This window comes from Bacillus sp. FSL E2-8887 (assembly GCF_038007205.1).
In the GTDB taxonomy this organism is placed as follows: domain Bacteria; phylum Bacillota; class Bacilli; order Bacillales; family Bacillaceae_G; genus Bacillus_A; species Bacillus_A mycoides.
The window spans coordinates 5,099,213-5,116,785 of the sequence record NZ_JBBOWS010000001.1 but is presented as its reverse complement, the minus strand read 5'-3'; the positions used below and the strand labels follow the sequence as shown (position 1 = coordinate 5,116,785).

The following is a 17,573-nucleotide window of genomic DNA, read 5'->3' as shown; positions in this document are numbered from 1 at the left end:
AAAGGTGACAAAAGGGACAGCTCAAGTTGAACTGTCCCTTTCATATTCTTATGACAATTTATGAAGAATTAATGCATTACTTAATGTTGCAAACTCTTCGATAGATAGCGTTTCGCCTCTTCGCTTCGGATCAATTCCTACTTCTGTCAAAATTCGATCCAACAGCTCTTTATCTTTCGGGAAACCATTTAAATTATTTGATAAATTATTCATTAAAGTTTTACGACGCTGTGCGAAACTCGCTCGTACTACTTCAAAGAAGAAAGTTTCATCTGTCACTTCTACAACTGGTTTAGGACGCTTTAGAAGACGGATAATCGCAGAATCAACATTTGGTTGTGGCACAAACACTGTACGCGGTACAGTCATAACTGTTTCTACCTCTGTATAATACTGAATGGCAATTGATAAAGAACCATACTCTTTCGTTCCTGGTTTAGCAGCTAAACGATCCCCAACTTCTTTTTGCATCATAACAACAAATCCACGAACCGGTAATTTTTCTTCAAGCAATTTAAATAAAATTGGCGTTGTAATATAGTATGGTAAGTTAGCTACTACCATTACATCTTGCCCTTCTTCAAATTGCTCACTAAACACTTCATGTACATCTGCTTTTAGTACATCTTTATTTATAACTGTAACGTTGCTATATGGAGCTAACGTCTCGTCTAAAATTGGTAATAATCTCTGATCAATTTCAAAAGCCACTACTTTTTTAGCACGCTTTGCCAATTGCTCTGTTAACGCACCGATACCTGGTCCAATTTCAATTGCGCCACTTTCTGAACCGATTTCTGCGTGATCAACGATACGATTTAATACATTCGTATCAATTAAAAAATTTTGTCCTAAACTTTTTTTGAATGAAAATCCATACTTTTCAACAATGTCTTTCGTACGATTTGGTGTTGCGATATCCTTCATTTTTTTTCCTCCTGTATTACTTGCTTATAAGCTTCTGCAAATGATTCCTTTGAAACCTGAAACATTTGTAAACGTTTATGTAACTGTTTTGCGTTTGTATAACCAATCTTTAATAGCTTACCCACTCTTTCTCTGCGACTCTTTGCCATTTCTCCGCCCACTAAGCCCGCATCGACTAGATCACTCCAACTAATTTCACTTGTGTAAGCTTCCATTTCTTCATGTATATTCTCTAAAGCACGGCGAATCGACTCATTAGAAGCATGTTCGATTCCAACACCTTTTTTCCTTTTAGCAAGTGCTTCTTCCTTCGTTAAAAAAGCATGCTTACATCCAGGAACCTTGTCAGAAATAATTTTTCGAATACGCTCTCCAGGATAATCCGGATCTGTGAAAATAATAACGCCTCGTTTTTGCTGCGCTAATTTAACTTGCTCAATAACGTGATCACCGATTGCTGAACCGTTCGTTTCGATTGTATCCGCATCAACAGCACGTTTAATCGCAACTGTATCATCTTTACCTTCTACAACGATAATCTCTTTAATTTTCATGCTTGCCTCCACACTCTTTTCATCTCTACTTAGTAAAACAAAAAAATGCCGACTTTTCCATTATTATTTTCCCAATCGTACATTTTAAAAAGTAGAAGAGAAAAATCTTTGTTCACTATCCTTATTGTAACACTTCTATCTCCATCTTAATTTATCCACAATATTTCTACACTTATGTTATGAGTAAATAGTTTGTTCTTATCACTTCTACTATCTCTCTTCTCAAAAAACAAAAAAAGAATGGGACTCCCCATTCTTTTTTATTCAACACCAAATAAGGACTTGGCATTCTTTGTTGTTACTTGTGCTACTTCGTCATAAGAAATTCCTTTTAAATTCGCAATTTCTTCTGCTACCAGTTTTACATAACTAGGTTCATTTCGTTTCCCTCGAAATGGGTGTGGTGTTAAATACGGGCAATCTGTCTCTATCAATAATTTTTCTAACGGAATCTCCATAGCAACTTCTTTCGGTTTCTTGGCATTTTTAAATGTTACTGGCCCACCTAATGAAATTAAAAAGTTCATATCGACACATCGCTGCGCTACTTCTACACTACCGCTAAAGCAATGCATAATGCCCCCTACTTCAGCTGCATTCTCTTCCTCTAGGATATCAACAATATCTTGAGTTGCATCGCGGTTATGTATAATAATCGGTAATTTCACCTTTTTCGCTAATGCAATTTGTTTACGGAATACTTCCTTCTGTATTTCTTTTGGAGACTTATCCCAGTGATAATCTAATCCCATTTCCCCAATTGCAACTACTTTAGGATGAGCCGCTAATTCTTCTAACCAAGCTAAATGTTCTTCTTTCATATCGATTGCATCAACAGGATGCCATCCAACTGCAGCGTAAATAAAATCATAAGCCTCTGCTAATTCAATTGCTTTCTTTATCGTTACTTCATCAAATCCAACAACAACTGTATATGTAACTCCCGCTTCTTTCATTCTCGCGATAACTTCTTGTAAATCTTCTTCAAATTGCTCTGCATTTAAATGTGAATGTGTATCAAACAACATAATAAATAACTCCTTTTATATTGAAATCAATTCTCTCATAGAAAAACTACACTCTTTCTAACTTAACGATAACAATACTTCAATTTTAATGCAAAAAACGGAATGTAAAAAGAAAAAAGACGCTTCACCAATGTTACACGTGAAACATCTCTTTTCTTGTCTCAATTACTTGATTTTTGTACCATTTGGTAAATTCTGGTCAATTGATGCTAATGACAATACGCCATTCTCTTCACCTGCTAAAATCATACCTTGTGATAATTCACCACGTAATTTTACAGGTTTTAAATTCGTTACACAAATAACCTTTTTACCTTTTAGTTCTTCTGGGGAATAGAATTTAGCAATCCCAGAAACCACTTGGCGCTTCTCTGTACCTAAATCAAGCTGAATTTTTAACAACTTATCTGCTTTTTTCACAGGTTCAGCGGATATTACTTCAGCTACTCGTAATTCTACTTTAAAGAAATCATCAATTGTAATTTCTTCTGCCTTTGGTTCTTCTGCTTTTTTCTCTTCTACTTTAGGAGCAGAACCTTGCATTTGTTCTTTAATATACCCCACTTCTACTTCCATTTCCAAACGAGGGAAGATTGGGTTTCCTTTTTCTACTTTTGTTCCAGCTGGAATACATCCAATTGTAGATAGGCTTTCCCAAGATTTATGCGCCTCTTCAGTAAGTCCAAGTTGAGCAAACATCTTACTTGGTGCTACTGTTAGGAATGGCATAAGCATAATACCTGTTTGACGAAGTACCTCAGCTAAGTGGGCCATTACAGACGCAAGTTTTTCGCGATCATTCTCATCCTTCGCTAATACCCACGGCTGCGTTTCATCAATATATTTGTTCGTACGGCTAACTAATTGCCAAATGGAACTTAGCGCTACAGAGAATTCCATATTCTCCATTGCCTCTTCTACTTTTTTCAATGTATCTTTGGCAAATGTCACTAACGTTTCATCGAACTCAGTTACATTTGCTTTAAATGCAGGGATTTCCCCGTTAAAGTATTTATCAATCATAGCTACTGTACGATTTAATAAGTTACCTAAATCATTCGCTAAATCAAAGTTGATTCGTTCAACAAATCCTTCTGGTGTGAATACTCCATCAGATCCAAATGGAACTTCGCGAAGTAAGTAGTAACGCAATGCATCTAATCCGTAACGATCAATTAGTGTAACTGGATCTACTACGTTTCCTTTTGACTTACTCATTTTTCCATCCTTCATTAAAATCCAGCCATGAGCAAAGACTTTCTTCGGAAGTGGTAAATCTAAAGCCATTAAAATAATTGGCCAATAAATTGTGTGGAAACGAACGATTTCTTTCCCAACTAAATGGACATCTGCTGGCCAGAATTTTTTATACTTCTCTTCATTTTCTGTTCCATATCCTAATGCAGTAATGTAATTAGACAACGCATCTACCCATACGTAAATAACATGTTTTGGGTTACCTGGAACACGAACTCCCCAGTCAAATGAAGTACGAGAAACAGCTAAATCTTCTAATCCTGGTTTAATGAAGTTATTAATCATTTCATTTTTACGGGACTCCGGCTGAATGAAATGAGGGTTATCTTCATAGAACTTTAATAGTCGGTCTACATATTTACCCATTCTAAAGAAATAAGACTCTTCGCGAACAAGTTCTACAGCGTGACCACTATCTGGGCTTTTTCCACCAACTACTTTGTCACCTTCCATAATTGGATCTACTAATTGATGCGCTGTATAGAATGTTTCATCTTGTACAGAATACCAACCTTCATATTCATCAAGATAAATATCGCCTTGATCTACTAGCTGCTTGAAGATTTTCTCAACAACATCTTTATGACGATCTTCAGTTGTACGAATAAAATCATCATAAGAGATATCCATCTTCTCCCAAAGTTCTTTAATCCCTGATACAATGTTATCCACATATGCCTGTGGTGTAACATTTAGTTCTTCTGCTTTCTTTTGGATCTTCTGTCCATGCTCATCAGTTCCTGTTAAATAATGAACATTGTATCCTTGCATACGCTTATATCGTGCCATCGCATCTCCTGCTACTGTCGTATAAGCATGTCCAATGTGTAACTTTCCACTTGGATAATAAATTGGGGTAGTAATATAAAAGGACTTATTTTCCTCTTTCATCGTTTTGGACCTCCCGAATAACCTCATATGTATTTATAAACAGTATATCAAAAACTCATATATAAAGTGAAACTTTAATCCGTGGAGAGGGTTCATCCCCCATGGATTATTAGCCCACACCAATCGGGCTTTTACGAGCAGCCCGACTCCCACTTAACTTCTTTGCTCCGGCTAAATTTTAAAGTGGGAGTCTTACTGCTCGCAAATAGCGGGATAAAAACGAGTTAATGCTCGATATCTTTATCATCTATTACTCATATTCAAAAAAATATACAATATATTTCCCGAAAAGTATAAACATTACAAAAAAAAAATACAAAACAATTGTAGAAATGACTTACATTCTATCATATATAAGAAGTATAAAAATCTATAAATCTTTTTTAAAAATATAGAATTTAATAATTGACGGAAATGTAAATGATTGGTATCATATGTCCATAGGGTATTTTGTCGAAAAATGACGAATCAAAAAAATAGACTCGAAACTTATAAACTATTTATTTAGGAGGAAAAGAATTATGAAATCTACTGGTATCGTTCGTAAAGTTGATGAATTAGGTCGTGTAGTAATTCCAATCGAATTACGCCGTACTTTAGGTATTGCAGAAAAGGATGCTCTTGAAATCTACGTTGATGATGAAAAAATCATCTTAAAGAAATATAAACCAAACATGACTTGCCAAGTAACTGGTGAAGTATCTGATGGTAACCTATCTTTAGCTGAAGGTAAAATTATCTTAAGTAAAGAAGGCGCTGAACAAGTCTTAAACGAACTTCAAGATTATATCGAAACAGCAAAATAAGCTTCTCAATTATGAGAAGCTTATTTTTTATCCACATGATAGATTTGATATACGTCTCGTTTCGACAAATCTCGGTCTTTAGCGACTGTTTTTATCGCTTCTTTTGAATTCATACCTTTTTCATTTATATAATGTTCAATATGATTATATACTGAAATAGATTCCCACCATTGTTCTTCTGGAGTAGGTTCTTCTGTTGAACCTGCTACTAAAATACAAAACTCACCACGAACTTCATTTTGCTTCGTCCACTCAATCGCTTCTTCAATTGTTCCACGAATAAACTCTTCAAATTTTTTCGTTAGCTCACGACATAATACGATTTCCCTATTTCCTAATACTTCTTGCATAGAGATTAAAGTATCATCTAAACGATGTGGCGCCTCATAAAACATCATTGTAGTTGGAATATAGCGTAGTTTTTCTAATTCAAGCTTACGTCCCTTTTTATTTCTTTGCAGGAAACCATAGAAATAAAAATGTTTTGTCTCAAGTCCTGATGCAATCAATGCTGTAAGGGCTGCATTTGCCCCAGGAAGCGGGATAACATGATATTGTTCTGCTACAGCCTCTACAACGATATCATAACCAGGATCTGAAATACATGGCATACCAGCATCGCTCACAATGGCTACAGTCTTACCTTCTTCTAACTTATCTAAAATTTTCCGTCCACTTACTCCTTTATTATGCTCATGATAACTCATAACTGGTGTTTCAATTTCAAAGTAATTACAAAGTTTCTTCGTTTGCCTTGTATCTTCCGCTGCAATAATGTCTGCCTCTTTTAAAATTCGGATTGCACGAAATGTCATATCCTCTAAATTTCCGATTGGAGTCGGTACTAAATATAAAACTCCCTTTTCATTTTGCTGAAAGCTTTTTTGCTGCCACATAGCGTTCTCCTTTTTGCATATATTCTTCTTTTTTTTTCCTCGTTAACTGCTTAAAGTGATACTCAGCTTGCATAGCCGTTCGTTTATCCTCATGATCCTCTACATATTTTAAAACAACTGGAAGTCTAGCGCGTGTATATCTAGCACCTTTTCCACTATTATGGGTCTGAATCCGTTTTTCTATATGATTCGTGTATCCAGCATAATAACTTCCATCAGAACACTCCACCACATAAAAACAATGCTTATTCTTCTCCATATAAAATTGAACGAAGCTCCTTTGTATATTCATTATTTTCTTCATATACAAAAAGAGGTGGTAAGATTTTTAAATCTGCATTTCCATCCTTAATTCCTTCAATTAACAATGTATTCGCTTCTTTACCAGCCTTAGGATAAACAAATCGCACACGTTTCGGTTCAATTTTGTATTTACGCATTAATGTGACGATGTCGAGCAAACGACCTGGACGATGTACAAATGCTACTTTCCCACCCTGTTTCACTAGCTGACTACTTGCGTATACAACATCTTCTAGTGTGCACATAATTTCATGACGAGCTATCGCTAAATGTTCATTCATATTCTTCTCAGAAGTTTGTGGTGTTTGAAAATAAGGAGGATTACATGTTACAACATCATATTGATGACGTCCAAGTTTCTCCGGCATATCTTTCAAATCTCCATGGATTAAATGAATTCTTTCTGCTAAATTATTGTATTGAACGCTTCTTATTCCCATATCATATAAGCGCTCTTGAATTTCTACACCTGTAATTTTCCCTTTTGTCCTTGTACTTAATAAAAGAGGGATAACTGCGTTACCTGTACACAAATCAAGTAAATTACCTTTTTGAATTGGCACCCAAGCAAACTCTGCAAGTAAAACAGCATCCAAAGAAAAATTAAATACTGATGGACTTTGTACAATCTTCATATCTTGCGCTAATAAGTAATCTAAACGCTCATCTTCATATAAATTCATATATTGCTCCCTTTCTTACACTTAACCTACCCTATTTCATCTTCTATTAATGTAAAAATAAATTTCATTCTACTCTCATGTATAAAAAATTACCTTTCCAATTATATTGGAAAGGTAATCTCACTTTTTATTTAAAAATGACAGACAGAATAAACAATCTCCCTCTTTACGTACACTTCCATAATGTAGATTGCAAATATGAAAACCTTCTTGATATAGTCTCGCTAGATTATCGTAGCCTTCACCAATATCTGTCTTCGCCTTCATTTCTTTGCGTTTTTGAGTTTTTTGTTTTTCCTTGTTCTGCACTTCTTCAAAACGATGTCGCAAATTTTCATTTTCCATTTTTATATGTTGGTTTTCTTCCAATAATTCTGCAAGATGTTGTTTTAATTCTCCCAACTGTTTGTATAAATGTCCAATTTGCTCTTCCATACTAGAAACCGATGCAAAAATATCCTTTTTCTCCACAAGCACCCACCTCATTAATCTGTGGTTTGACTCGAAACGACCCCTTTATTCATTAATTCATCTAACGTATATTCTACTATCCGTTCCTTGTCTACTAGTTCCACTTGAATTAATCTTTCTAAAATATTTAATCCGATAACACGGCCAGTACCGTGCGGTGTTTGTATACGTTGATCTAAATCAGGAAGTTGTTCCTTTGCTGCCTCATATTCATCATTCTCATATTTTAAGCAACACATTAAGCGACCACATAAACCAGAGATTTTTGCAGGATTTAATGATAAATTTTGATCCTTTGCCATTTTAATGGATACAGGTTCAAAATCTCCTAAAAAAGTAGAACAACAAAGCATACGACCACATGGACCAATACCACCAAGCATTTTTGCTTCGTCACGAACGCCGATCTGTCTCAGCTCAATTCTTGTCCTAAAAATTGCCGCTAAGTCTTTCACTAGTTCCCGGAAATCAATCCGACCATCCGCAGTAAAGTAAAAAATAATCTTATTACGATCGAACGTATACTCTACATCTACAAGCTTCATATCAAGATTATGTTCTCCTACCTTTTGTTGACAAACTTGATATGCTTCTTTCGCAGCATGCCTATTCTCTTCAACAATGGTACGATCATTTTCATTTGCAATACGAATAACTTTTTTTAGCGGTAATACAACGTCATTTTCATCAACTTGCTTTTTGGTAATAACTACTTTTCCGTACTCAATACCTCTTACCGTTTCTACAATTACAAACTCATTTTCTGAGATATCGAACTGATTCGGATCAAAGTAATATACCTTTCCGGCCTTCTTAAAGCGAACACCTACTACATCATACAAAACGGTCATCCCTCCTGCAACCGCAACACTAACTGTTCGAACACAAGCTGCGCATTTACATTAGCGTTGATTCTATTTTTTGCCTCTAATATATTAAAGAGAGCTGATACAATGCGCTTCTGAGCATAAGAAAAGGATTCAAACATCTCTTTCTGCTCATGAAAAACAAGACGATCTTCTTCTCCAAGTTGAACATATAATAAATCCTTATAAATAAGGAGTAACATATCTAAGCCTTGCTGTAATTGTTCTTTCTCTCCAAAGTGCTTCCCCCATTTTTCTTGTACAAAAAAAATAGAGGCCTTATCTTTTTCGAGCGCTTCACATAATTTTATCACTAAAGCTCTCGCTTGTGCAAACCATTCATCATTACACATTAATAAAGCTTCTTCAAAACTATTTGTAAGCTGCGCAGCAAGTGTAGATAAGGAAACTGTAATACCTTCTTCCTCTAACCTCTTAATTAAAGATTCTGTAGGCAACGGCCTAAACGTAACAACTTGACAACGCGATAAGATTGTATTTAAAATCTGATGACTTTGTTCAGTAAGTAAAATAGCTGTTGTATCACTACTTGGTTCTTCTAAAAACTTTAAGAGCGTATTCGCTGCATTTGCTGTCATACGATCTGCATGCTCAATAATATATACTTTTTTATTTGCTTCTAATCCTGTTTTTGAAAACTCTTCTTGTAAATCATGAATTTGCTGTTTTTTAATAGATAATCCATCGGGTTTTACAATATGTAAGTTTGGGTAGTTACCTGAATCAATTCGGCGACAATTCGTACATACATGACAAGGCTCTACACCATTTCTTTGTGAACAGAGAAAACTTTTTGCCATTTGAATTGCTGTGGCGAACTTCCCAGTCCCTTTCCCTCCCTCTAACAAGTAAGCGTGGGATATACGCTCTTTTGCAATGCTATTCATCAACATTTTGACACCGATGGGCTGTATAACAGAAAGCTGCTCCCACGTATTTATCATACTGCATACCTCACTTATTTCATTCTTTCCTTCTATTATAACAATTTATCTTCTATAATCTGAACAACTTCTTCTATAAGTTTTTTCATTGGTTGATCAGCATTTACTAATACAATGCGATTAGAGAAACGCTCTACAACTTGTAAATACCCTTCACGCACACGTTTATGGAAAGAGATATCTTCCATATCTAGTCGATTTACTTCACGTCCTGCATCTTTTCCAATTCGTGCTAAACCTACCTCTGGCTCAATATCTAAATAGATTGTTAAACTAGGCATACAATCTTCCGTTGCGAAACGATTAATTTCAAATACTTTATCCATACCTAAGCCCCTTGCATATCCTTGATATGCTAAAGAGCTATCTATAAAACGATCACATAGTACAAGATAGTTTTCCTCAAGTGCTGGCATAACTTTTTCCACTAAATGTTGTCTACGTGCAGCAGCATATAAGAGCGCCTCTGTACGTGCTTCCATCATCGTATACTCTTGTTTATGTAAAATTGTTCTAATATCTTCAGAAATTGCAATACCACCCGGTTCTCTGGTCGCCATTACCTTTTGTTCCTTTTGCTCAAAATATGGTAATAAACTTTTAATTAATGTTGTTTTACCCGAACCTTCTGGCCCTTCAATTGTTACAAATAATCCCTTCATCCTAAAACCTACTTTCTATATCATACACGTTCATATATTTCGTACTACCTTGAAAACGAGCCCCCGTTTTCTCTAAATGAGTAATTTGCTTTGTATGTTCTTGAGTAATTCTCTCTCCATACATGATCAATGGAATTCCAGGTGGATACGGAATCACCATTTCTGCAGCTATCATACCAACGGCTTCTTCTATAGATACTAACTTCGTTTCGTATCTCTCTAATTGTTTATACGTATACGGTAAAGGGGAAATCTCCCCTTTATAAGTATAACGAATTGATGCTGTCTTGTCTTTTACCTTATATTGCTGCATAGCTAATCGAATGATCTCTATAGCTTTCATATACCCCTCATTTACTTGTAACGGTAATATAAGTAGGACGTTATATGGATCTGCCATTTCCGTATATATACCGACTTTTTCAAATACAGACTGTAATTCATACCCCGATAACTGACAGCGAGTTTGCACCGTAACTTTTAATTCATCTTGCGATGGATATTGCAAAATGGCTATTTGTGGGATAGATCGCAATCCTTCTTTAAATCGGCGTAAAAACTCAACGATTTCATCATGACCCTCTTCCTTTATAACTGCTATTGCAAAACGTGCTATATCAAGAGAAGCCATAATTGGATACGATGGGCTACTAGATTGTAGCATACTTAAATAGGAGGAAACTTTTTCTTCGCTCACCAAACGGCTATTTATATGTAAATAAGATCCCATTGTCATCGCAGGTAATGTTTTATGTGCGGAATGAACCACAATATCCGCACCATAAACTAATGCTGACTTCGGGAAGGGGTCCCCTATACAAAAATGCGCCCCATGGGCTTCATCTACTAGAACAGGAATTTTATGTGCATGTGCGTAAGCGATACTTGCCTCTAAATCAATTCCCATACCATAGTAATTAGGATGTGTTAAAATAAGTGCTTTTGCATTTGGATACTTTGTAATTGCCTCCTTAATAATTTCATCATGAACACCTACTGGTACGTTATGTACTTCATCAATCCATGGATTTAAAAAGACCGGATTAGCCCCTGCTAATTTCAAACCATTAATGATCGATTTATGACAATTTCTTTGTACGAGGACAATATCATGTTCGCCGCAGCAAGACAAAATCATTGCTAAATTTCCAACTGTTGAACCATTAATTAAAAAATAACTTTTGTGCACGCCATATACTTCAGCTAATAATTGCTGTGCTTCATCTATACATTCAAACGGGCTATGTAAATCATCTAATCCTGTTAACTCTGTTACATCAATTGATAATATGTCCTTAAACCCCCCTGAAGCTTTCTGAGGGAAGTTTAAACCATTCTTATGACCTGGAACATGAAAAGATAGTAGTCGCCTTTCTTTAAATTCCATTAGCGCCTCATATAAAGGCATACGATTTTGATTCATATATATATCTTCCTTATTATTCATTCTGTATCTATTATACAGATATTAGGGCAAAAAAAATAATAGGCATAATGCCTATTTAAAAATATGATACTTCTAATTTTCGCAGTTGTTTTAAATAATGTATATACTTCGGGTCATTTGTCTCAGTATTCACCAGATTTCTTTCGCACTCGTAACATATTAAATTATTATATACATATATTCCTTCCCCTCTTTTTGTCTCACAAACGATGCAAATTTCACTTGGTAATTTCATAATCTTTCCTCCCTTTTTAAATAAACATATTATATACCTCTATTCCTTAACAAATTCCCGGAAAATATACATCAATTTTTTATATAATATGATTTATTCTTGGGCAACGTGTTTGTATTACTTATGTATTCCCTTTACTTCTTTCATGTACTGTTTAAAAACAAAAAAACACAAGTCAAAAGACTTGTGTTTTTATCTTGCTTGGCGACGTCCTACTCTCACAGGGACAAGGTCCCAACTACCATCGGCGCTAGAGAGCTTAACTTCCGTGTTCGGTATGGGAACGGGTGTGACCTCTCTGCCATCATCACCAAACTATGAAGGTATATTCCTTCAAAACTAGATAACATTTGCTTCATATTATATGGTTAAGTCCTCGATCTATTAGTATTCGTCAGCTCCACATGTCACCATGCTTCCACCTCGAACCTATCAACCTGATCATCTTTCAGGGATCTTACTAGCTTACGCTATGGGAAATCTCATCTTGAGGGGGGCTTCATGCTTAGATGCTTTCAGCACTTATCCCTTCCGCACATAGCTACCCAGCTATGCCCTTGGCAGAACAACTGGTACACCAGCGGTGCGTCCATCCCGGTCCTCTCGTACTAAGGACAGCTCCTCTCAAATTTCCTGCGCCCACGACGGATAGGGACCGAACTGTCTCACGACGTTCTGAACCCAGCTCGCGTACCGCTTTAATGGGCGAACAGCCCAACCCTTGGGACCGACTACAGCCCCAGGATGCGATGAGCCGACATCGAGGTGCCAAACCTCCCCGTCGATGTGGACTCTTGGGGGAGATAAGCCTGTTATCCCCGGGGTAGCTTTTATCCGTTGAGCGATGGCCCTTCCATGCGGAACCACCGGATCACTAAGCCCGACTTTCGTCCCTGCTCGACTTGTAGGTCTCGCAGTCAAGCTCCCTTATGCCTTTGCACTCTACGAATGATTTCCAACCATTCTGAGGGAACCTTTGGGCGCCTCCGTTACACTTTAGGAGGCGACCGCCCCAGTCAAACTGCCCACCTGACACTGTCTCCCGGGTCGATGAGACCCGTAGGTTAGAATTTCAATACAGTCAGGGCGGTATCCCACCAGCGCCTCCACCGAAGCTAGCGCTCCGGTTTCAATGGCTCCCGCCTATCCTGTACAAACTGTACCAAAATTCAATATCAGGCTACAGTAAAGCTCCACGGGGTCTTTCCGTCCTGTCGCGGGTAACCTGCATCTTCACAGGTACTATAATTTCACCGAGTCTCTGGTTGAGACAGTGCCCAAATCGTTACACCTTTCGTGCGGGTCGGAACTTACCCGACAAGGAATTTCGCTACCTTAGGACCGTTATAGTTACGGCCGCCGTTTACTGGGGCTTCAGTTCAGAGCTTCGCTTACGCTAACCCCTCTCCTTAACCTTCCAGCACCGGGCAGGTGTCAGCCCCTATACTTCGCCTTACGGCTTCGCAGAGACCTGTGTTTTTGCTAAACAGTCGCTTGGGCCTATTCACTGCGGCTTTCCGTTAAGAAAGCACCCCTTCTCCCGAAGTTACGGGGTCATTTTGCCGAGTTCCTTAACCAGAGTTCTCTCGCACACCTTAGGATTCTCTCCTCGCCTACCTGTGTCGGTTTGCGGTACAGGCACCTTTTATCTCGCTAGAAGCTTTTCTTGGCAGCGGGGAATCAAAGACTTCGCTCCATAAGGAGCTTCCCCATCACAGCTCAGCCTTCACGATAAGCGGATTTGCCTACTTATCAGCCTAACTGCTTGGACGTGCACAACCAATCGCACGCTTCTTCTATCCTTCTGCGTCCCTCCATTGCTCAAACGATAAAGAGGTGGTACAGGAATATCAACCTGTTGTCCATCGCCTACGCCTGTCGGCCTCGGCTTAGGTCCTGACTAACCCTGAGCGGACGAGCCTTCCTCAGGAAACCTTAGGCATTCGGTGGACGGGATTCTCACCCGTCTTTCGCTACTCATACCGGCATTCTCACTTCTAAGCGCTCCACCAGTCCTTCCGGTCTGACTTCACTGCACTTAGAACGCTCCCCTACCACTGATACCATTGGTATCAATTCGCAGCTTCGGTGGTGTATTTAGCCCCGGTACATTTTCGGCGCAGAGTCACTCGACTAGTGAGCTATTACGCACTCTTTAAATGGTGGCTGCTTCTGAGCCAACATCCTAGTTGTCTAAGCAACTCCACATCCTTTTCCACTTAATACACACTTTGGGACCTTAGCTGGCGATCTGGGCTGTTTCCCTCTTGACTACGGATCTTATCACTCGCAGTCTGACTCCTAAGGATAAGTCATTGGCATTCGGAGTTTGACTGAATTCGGTAATCCGATGAGGACCCCTAGTTCAATCAGTGCTCTACCTCCAAGACTCTTACACTTAAGGCTAGCCCTAAAGCTATTTCGGGGAGAACCAGCTATCTCCAGGTTCGATTGGAATTTCTCCGCTACCCACACCTCATCCCCGCACTTTTCAACGTGCGTGGGTTCGGGCCTCCATTCAGTGTTACCTGAACTTCACCCTGGACATGGGTAGATCACCTGGTTTCGGGTCTACGACCACGTACTAAACGCCCTATTCAGACTCGCTTTCGCTGCGGCTCCGCCTCTTCAGCTTAACCTCGCACGGGATCGTAACTCGCCGGTTCATTCTACAAAAGGCACGCCATCACCCATTAACGGGCTCTGACTATTTGTAGGCACACGGTTTCAGGATCTCTTTCACTCCCCTTCCGGGGTGCTTTTCACCTTTCCCTCACGGTACTGGTTCACTATCGATCACTAGGGAGTATTTAGCCTTGGGAGATGGTCCTCCCAGATTCCGACGGAATTTCACGTGTTCCGCCGTACTCAGGATACATTCAAGAGAGAACGAAGTTTCGACTACGGGGTTATTACCCTCTGTGACGGACCTTTCCAGGTCGCTTCGTCTACCTCGTTCCTTTGTAACTCCGTATAGAATGTCCTACAACCCCAAGAGGCAAGCCTCTTGGTTTGGGCTAGATTCCGTTTCGCTCGCCGCTACTCAGGAAATCGCATTTGCTTTCTCTTCCTCCAGGTACTTAGATGTTTCAGTTCCCTGGGTCTGTCTTCCATACCCTATGTATTCAGGTAAGGATACCATACCATTACGTATAGTGGGTTTCCCCATTCGGAAATCTTCGGATCAAAGCTTACTTACAGCTCCCCGAAGCATATCGGCGTTAGTCCCGTCCTTCATCGACTCCTAGTGTCAAGGCATCCACCGTGCGCCCTTTCTAACTTAACCAAACTAAAATTAAAAAAATATGAGCTACACTGTTATCTAGTTTTCAAAGAACATACATTTAAACTTGAGAGATAGTTCTCTCAAAACTGAACGAAACAAAACAAGTCAACGTTTATTGATGAACTGCGTTCATCAATTCTCCATAGAAAGGAGGTGATCCAGCCGCACCTTCCGATACGGCTACCTTGTTACGACTTCACCCCAATCATCTGTCCCACCTTAGGCGGCTGGCTCCATAAAGGTTACCCCACCGACTTCGGGTGTTACAAACTCTCGTGGTGTGACGGGCGGTGTGTACAAGGCCCGGGAACGTATTCACCGCGGCATGCTGATCCGCGATTACTAGCGATTCCAGCTTCATGTAGGCGAGTTGCAGCCTACAATCCGAACTGAGAACGGTTTTATGAGATTAGCTCCACCTCGCGGTCTTGCAGCTCTTTGTACCGTCCATTGTAGCACGTGTGTAGCCCAGGTCATAAGGGGCATGATGATTTGACGTCATCCCCACCTTCCTCCGGTTTGTCACCGGCAGTCACCTTAGAGTGCCCAACTTAATGATGGCAACTAAGATCAAGGGTTGCGCTCGTTGCGGGACTTAACCCAACATCTCACGACACGAGCTGACGACAACCATGCACCACCTGTCACTCTGCTCCCGAAGGAGAAGCTCTATCTCTAGAGTTTTCAGAGGATGTCAAGACCTGGTAAGGTTCTTCGCGTTGCTTCGAATTAAACCACATGCTCCACCGCTTGTGCGGGCCCCCGTCAATTCCTTTGAGTTTCAGCCTTGCGGCCGTACTCCCCAGGCGGAGTGCTTAATGCGTTAACTTCAGCACTAAAGGGCGGAAACCCTCTAACACTTAGCACTCATCGTTTACGGCGTGGACTACCAGGGTATCTAATCCTGTTTGCTCCCCACGCTTTCGCGCCTCAGTGTCAGTTACAGACCAGAAAGTCGCCTTCGCCACTGGTGTTCCTCCATATCTCTACGCATTTCACCGCTACACATGGAATTCCACTTTCCTCTTCTGCACTCAAGTCTCCCAGTTTCCAATGACCCTCCACGGTTGAGCCGTGGGCTTTCACATCAGACTTAAGAAACCACCTGCGCGCGCTTTACGCCCAATAATTCCGGATAACGCTTGCCACCTACGTATTACCGCGGCTGCTGGCACGTAGTTAGCCGTGGCTTTCTGGTTAGGTACCGTCAAGGTGCCAGCTTATTCAACTAGCACTTGTTCTTCCCTAACAACAGAGTTTTACGACCCGAAAGCCTTCATCACTCACGCGGCGTTGCTCCGTCAGACTTTCGTCCATTGCGGAAGATTCCCTACTGCTGCCTCCCGTAGGAGTCTGGGCCGTGTCTCAGTCCCAGTGTGGCCGATCACCCTCTCAGGTCGGCTACGCATCGTCGCCTTGGTGAGCCGTTACCTCACCAACTAGCTAATGCGACGCGGGTCCATCCATAAGTGACAGCCGAAGCCGCCTTTCAATTTCGAACTATGCAGTTCAAAATATTATCCGGTATTAGCCCCGGTTTCCCGGAGTTATCCCAGTCTTATGGGTAGGTTACCCACGTGTTACTCACCCGTCCGCCGCTAACTTCATAAGAGCAAGCTCTTAATCCATTCGCTCGACTTGCATGTATTAGGCACGCCGCCAGCGTTCATCCTGAGCCAGGATCAAACTCTCCAATAAAGTTAGTTTGTCTAGCATCTAAAAATAAAAATTGACGTTTCACGTTGTTTGTTTCGTTTAGTTTTCAAAGTTCAATGCCGCGTTTCAGCGACTTTTATAATTTAACATTTTGACTTGAATCTGTCAACAACTTTTTTCTTTCGTTCCTGACGACGCTTATTAATTTATCATATTACTAATCGATAAGTCAACGCTTTTTTAAAAAATGCCAAAATAAATTTATCTTGGCATTATATATAGCTTAATAATCACTAATGCAGCAACACCTGGCACCCCTAATAAACTTGATACTGTAGCTGTGCCCATGTTAATTGGAATATGAAAATCGAAGTATGTCCCTGCAACATTCACAATAAATAGTAACGCTATACCTAAAGTGACATGAAAGAGCGCTTTCCCTATAAAACGTATTGGTTTAGCAGAAACACCAAAAACAAGAAAAATAAAAACTAAAGAAAGAATGCCAACAATAATAATTGTAGAATTCATTTTTTCCTCCTTATGAATGACCTATACATATCCATTTGTATGGGACAAGACAAGAAAAAAGAACATCTATAACATAACTCCTACCACTTCATCTTTATAACCTTTAATC

The 17,573-nt window shown here is 39.5% G+C and carries 15 protein-coding genes and 3 rRNA genes; 1 reads left to right on the top strand and 17 read right to left on the bottom strand.

Annotated features, from left to right (window positions below):
* Positions 1–48: 48 nt before the first annotated feature.
* The 4 genes from rsmA to metG all read right to left on the bottom strand — a co-directional run bounded on the left by rsmA (position 49) and on the right by metG (position 4,657).
* Positions 49–927: a 16S rRNA (adenine(1518)-N(6)/adenine(1519)-N(6))-dimethyltransferase RsmA gene (gene rsmA / locus NSQ08_RS26355; protein ID WP_002091590.1), complete on the bottom strand. Its 879-nt coding sequence runs from the start codon at positions 925–927 to the stop codon at positions 49–51.
* Positions 924–1,481 (bottom strand): ribonuclease M5, encoded by a 558-nt coding sequence (gene rnmV, locus NSQ08_RS26350; protein WP_002029323.1) that lies wholly within the window; start codon positions 1,479–1,481, stop codon positions 924–926. Before rnmV ends, rsmA begins: the two co-directional genes overlap by 4 nt.
* 260 nt (positions 1,482–1,741) lie before the next feature.
* A complete protein-coding gene (locus NSQ08_RS26345; RefSeq protein ID WP_002009645.1) occupies positions 1,742–2,509 on the bottom strand; it encodes a TatD family hydrolase in 768 nt (255 codons plus the stop codon).
* Between the two features lie 165 nt (positions 2,510–2,674).
* Positions 2,675–4,657: a methionine--tRNA ligase gene (gene metG, locus NSQ08_RS26340; RefSeq protein ID WP_002029324.1), complete on the bottom strand. Its 1,983-nt coding sequence runs from the start codon at positions 4,655–4,657 to the stop codon at positions 2,675–2,677.
* Positions 4,658–5,178: 521 nt separating this feature from the next.
* Between metG and NSQ08_RS26335 the strand changes: the two genes are divergently transcribed.
* Entirely contained in the window at positions 5,179–5,463 is a 285-nt protein-coding gene (locus NSQ08_RS26335; protein ID WP_000843037.1) for an AbrB/MazE/SpoVT family DNA-binding domain-containing protein, read from the top strand.
* Positions 5,464–5,483: 20 nt separating this feature from the next.
* On the opposite strand, the gene rsmI is transcribed toward NSQ08_RS26335, so the two are convergent.
* The 13 genes from rsmI to NSQ08_RS26270 all read right to left on the bottom strand — a co-directional run bounded on the left by rsmI (position 5,484) and on the right by NSQ08_RS26270 (position 17,464).
* Positions 5,484–6,359 (bottom strand): 16S rRNA (cytidine(1402)-2'-O)-methyltransferase, encoded by an 876-nt coding sequence (gene rsmI / locus NSQ08_RS26330; RefSeq protein WP_113710296.1) that lies wholly within the window; start codon positions 6,357–6,359, stop codon positions 5,484–5,486.
* The gene (locus NSQ08_RS26325; protein WP_002130207.1) at positions 6,328–6,618 is read right to left on the bottom strand and encodes a GIY-YIG nuclease family protein; all 291 of its coding nucleotides are present in this window, start codon (positions 6,616–6,618) and stop codon (positions 6,328–6,330) included. Before NSQ08_RS26325 ends, rsmI begins: the two co-directional genes overlap by 32 nt.
* Entirely contained in the window at positions 6,605–7,345 is a 741-nt protein-coding gene (locus tag NSQ08_RS26320) for a tRNA1(Val) (adenine(37)-N6)-methyltransferase (RefSeq protein ID WP_340779872.1), read from the bottom strand. The genes NSQ08_RS26325 and NSQ08_RS26320 overlap by 14 nt, the downstream gene beginning before the upstream one ends.
* Before the next feature lie 120 nt (positions 7,346–7,465).
* Complete coding sequence (gene yabA / locus NSQ08_RS26315) at positions 7,466–7,816, bottom strand: DNA replication initiation control protein YabA (RefSeq protein ID WP_002009639.1); 351 nt, start codon at positions 7,814–7,816, stop codon at positions 7,466–7,468.
* A 14-nt stretch (positions 7,817–7,830) separates the two neighbouring features.
* Positions 7,831–8,658: a PSP1 domain-containing protein gene (locus NSQ08_RS26310; protein WP_002009637.1), complete on the bottom strand. Its 828-nt coding sequence runs from the start codon at positions 8,656–8,658 to the stop codon at positions 7,831–7,833.
* A gap of 5 nt (positions 8,659–8,663) precedes the next feature.
* A complete protein-coding gene (gene holB, locus NSQ08_RS26305; RefSeq protein ID WP_113938530.1) occupies positions 8,664–9,647 on the bottom strand; it encodes a DNA polymerase III subunit delta' in 984 nt (327 codons plus the stop codon).
* Positions 9,648–9,682: 35 nt separating this feature from the next.
* A complete protein-coding gene (gene tmk, locus NSQ08_RS26300) occupies positions 9,683–10,309 on the bottom strand; it encodes a dTMP kinase (RefSeq protein ID WP_002009634.1) in 627 nt (208 codons plus the stop codon).
* Position 10,310: 1 nt separating this feature from the next.
* On the bottom strand, positions 10,311–11,732 hold the full coding sequence (locus tag NSQ08_RS26295) for an aminotransferase class I/II-fold pyridoxal phosphate-dependent enzyme (RefSeq protein WP_061689479.1): 1,422 nt from the start codon (positions 11,730–11,732) through the stop codon (positions 10,311–10,313).
* A gap of 79 nt (positions 11,733–11,811) precedes the next feature.
* Entirely contained in the window at positions 11,812–11,991 is a 180-nt protein-coding gene (locus tag NSQ08_RS26290; protein ID WP_002091596.1) for a sigma factor G inhibitor Gin, read from the bottom strand.
* Between the two features lie 199 nt (positions 11,992–12,190).
* A 5S ribosomal RNA gene (rrf, locus tag NSQ08_RS26285) occupies positions 12,191–12,306 on the bottom strand.
* A 49-nt stretch (positions 12,307–12,355) separates the two neighbouring features.
* Positions 12,356–15,277: ribosomal RNA gene (locus NSQ08_RS26280) — 23S ribosomal RNA — on the bottom strand.
* A 146-nt stretch (positions 15,278–15,423) separates the two neighbouring features.
* Positions 15,424–16,975, bottom strand: a 16S ribosomal RNA gene (locus NSQ08_RS26275).
* Together the 16S, 23S and 5S rRNA genes form the textbook arrangement of a ribosomal RNA operon.
* Before the next feature lie 219 nt (positions 16,976–17,194).
* Positions 17,195–17,464: a pro-sigmaK processing inhibitor BofA family protein gene (locus NSQ08_RS26270; protein ID WP_002009632.1), complete on the bottom strand. Its 270-nt coding sequence runs from the start codon at positions 17,462–17,464 to the stop codon at positions 17,195–17,197.
* Between the last annotated feature and the right edge of the window lie 109 nt (positions 17,465–17,573).